The organism is Ralstonia sp. TCR112 (genome assembly GCF_007997035.1).
Taxonomy (GTDB): domain Bacteria; phylum Pseudomonadota; class Gammaproteobacteria; order Burkholderiales; family Burkholderiaceae; genus Ralstonia; species Ralstonia edaphi.
Window position 1 is genome coordinate 1 of record NZ_VOSS01000178.1, and the last position, 2,599, is coordinate 2,599.

2 protein-coding genes and 1 pseudogene are annotated in these 2,599 nt (G+C 63.9%); all 3 read left to right on the forward strand.

From position 1 onward, the window contains the following. Positions 1–493 precede the first annotated feature (493 nt). The 3 genes and pseudogenes from ureE (at position 494) to ureG (ending at position 2,490) form a co-directional block, all read left to right on the forward strand. Positions 494–1,173: pseudogene (ureE, locus tag FUT88_RS25005) on the forward strand (urease accessory protein UreE). Then, positions 1,166–1,855, forward strand: a complete 690-nt coding sequence (locus FUT88_RS25010) for an urease accessory protein UreF (RefSeq protein WP_147219234.1) — start codon at positions 1,166–1,168, stop codon at positions 1,853–1,855. The pseudogene ureE and the gene FUT88_RS25010 overlap by 8 nt, the downstream one beginning before the upstream one ends. An 11-nt stretch (positions 1,856–1,866) precedes the next feature. Then, complete coding sequence (gene ureG, locus FUT88_RS25015) at positions 1,867–2,490, forward strand: urease accessory protein UreG (RefSeq protein WP_063391395.1); 624 nt, start codon at positions 1,867–1,869, stop codon at positions 2,488–2,490. The last annotated feature ends 109 nt before the right edge of the window (positions 2,491–2,599 follow it).

Below are 2,599 nucleotides of genomic sequence, written 5' to 3' on the forward strand. Positions count from 1 at the left end.
CGGCAGGGGGTGAAACAGAGGCAAACCAACAAGCCCCGCCCCGGGCAAGAAAAGAGGAAAACGAGCCTCAGACCTCGAAGCCCGAAGCTCAGACCCCCAACCACGACCCTCCAACCCTCAAATTCGATACTCCAGATATCGAATAAGAGCCAACGAGGCGAAGCAATTCGGCCGCAAGACCCGATCTAGACAAAACGAGACGCAACCGAAGCAAAAATGCAGGATTTTTCGGGCCTCCGAGGGCCATGCTCGATGCAAAAAGCCTCGTGCTCCGACCGCCGAGCCCGACGTTCGGCCCTCAACCCTTGGGATTCGAAACCAAAAGTGTGAAAGTCGGAGTTCAGAGCCCCGCTGTTGAGTGTCAGAGCTTGGCAATTGAGCCTCAGAGCCTGACGATTGAGGCTCGGAGCTCGACCTTCGAGGCTCGGACCCCGGTATTTGACAGGCTCAGCTCCAAGCTGGGCAGTCGCGAGATTGTGAATAGGCCCCAACGATGCTTTCCATCAACAAACACCTCCCCGCGCCGCATGGCCTGGCCTCCGTGCTGGTCAAGCGTGCGCCCAAGCTTGTGCTCCCATTCCTGGAGCGCAGCCGCAGCCGCCTGCGCGCCACCCTCGACGATGGCCGTGAAGTGGCCGTCGTGCTGCCGCGCGGCACCGTCATGCGCGGCGGCGATGTGCTGGTCGCTGAAGACGGCACGCTGGTGGAAGTGCAGGCCGCACCGGAGCAGGTGCTGCGCGTCAGCAGCGACAACCGTCTTGCGCTGATGCGCGCTGCCTACCACCTTGGCAATCGCCACACGCCCGTGCAGGTCAGCGCCGATGCGCTGCAGCTCGAAGCCGATCCGGTGCTCGAAGACATGCTGGTCCGCCTGGGCGTGACGTCGCGCATGTGGAGGCGCCGTTCGAGCCCGAGGCGGGCGCCTATGGCGGCGGCCATCGTCACGGCCACGATGCGACGTTCGAAGAGGACTACGCGGCCGCGCAGGCGCTGTATCACGAGCACCACGGGCACGATCATGGCCACAGTCACGCGCATGACCACGGCCATGGTCACGCGCATAGCCACGATCACGCGCACGGTCATGGCCACGACCACGACCACGACCACGACCACGACCACGGCCATGTGCATGGCCCCGGCTGCGGCCATCACCATCATCACCATGACTAACGCGGCGCAGCTCACCGCCTTGCTGCATCTCGCGTCCCCGGCGCTGCCGGTGGGCGCTTTCAGCTATTCGCAGGGCCTGGAGGCGGCGGTGGATGTGCGGCACGTGACCGATGAGGCGTCGGCTGCCGCGTGGATTGCTGAGGGGCTCGACGTGCTGGCCGCCTGCGAGGCGCCGCTGTGGCTGCTGCAGTTTGCCGACTGGCAGGCAGGCCGCTTCGATGCCGTGGCCGAGCGCGATGCGTGGTTCCTTGCCACCCGCGAGACACGCGAGCTGCGGCTCGAAACGTCGCAGATGGGCTGGTCGCTCAATCGCCTTATCCAGCAGATGGAATGGGGCGATGACGCACTGCGCAGCGCATTGGCCGCGCGCGCTTCAGTGACGTTTCCGACCGCCTTTGCCGCCGCCGCTGCCGCACTGAATGTCGACCCGCGCGACGGCGTGACGGCGTACTGCTTTGCCTGGGTGGAAAACCAGATGGCGGCGGCAGTGAAGGCCGTGCCGCTCGGGCAGGCTGCGGGGCAACGCATTCTCTTTGGCCTGCACGCAGCGGTGGCGCGTGCGGTGGAAGAGGCTACGCGGCGTGCGGCCTGTCATCCGCCTGAACTGTCTACGTTTTCGCCGGGGCTGGGCGTGTTGTCTGCCCGGCATGAAACGCAATACTCACGACTCTTTCGATCCTGAACCTGATCAACATGCGAACCAAGAAACTTCCTGCCCTGCGCGTTGGCGTGGGCGGCCCGGTGGGCTCCGGCAAGACCACACTGCTCGAAATGCTCTGCAAGGCCATGCGCGAGCGCTACGACCTCGTGGCGATCACCAACGACATCTACACGAAGGAAGATCAGCGCCTGCTGACCATCTCCGGCGCGCTGCCCGCTGAACGCATCATGGGCGTCGAGACCGGCGGCTGCCCGCACACCGCCATCCGCGAAGATGCGTCGATCAACCTTGAAGCGGTCGATCGCATGCTTTCCAAGTTTCCGGATGCGGACGTCGTCTTCATTGAGTCGGGCGGGGACAACCTCGCGGCGACGTTCAGCCCCGAGCTGTCGGACTTGACCATCTATGTGATCGACGTGGCGGGCGGCGAGAAAATCCCGCGCAAGGGCGGCCCGGGCATCACCAAGTCGGACCTGCTCATCATCAACAAGACGGACCTGGCGCCGTATGTCGGGGCGTCGCTGGAGGTGATGGAGAGCGACACGCGCAAGATGCGCGGCGATCGGCCGTTCGTGATGTGCAATCTGCGGGCGCAGGGTGGGTTGGATGAGGTGATTCGGTTTATTGAGAGGCAGGGGATGTTGGTGGGGGGCTAGCTTTTTTGGGCGGTGTGTTTCCTGCGGTGGGCGCTTGTGGTCCATCCCTGTTTCGTACCCTGCCGGGCACGACTTACTTTTCTTTGTCTTGCCAAAGAAAAGTAAGCAA

Excerpts from the sequence above, each read along its gene's own strand:
- FUT88_RS25010 (WP_147219234.1), top strand. The coding sequence starts at position 1,166 with ATGACTAACGCGGCGCAGCTCACCGCCTTGCTGCATCTCGCGTCCCCG.
- ureG (WP_063391395.1), top strand. The coding sequence starts at position 1,867 with ATGCGAACCAAGAAACTTCCTGCCCTGCGCGTTGGCGTGGGCGGCCCG.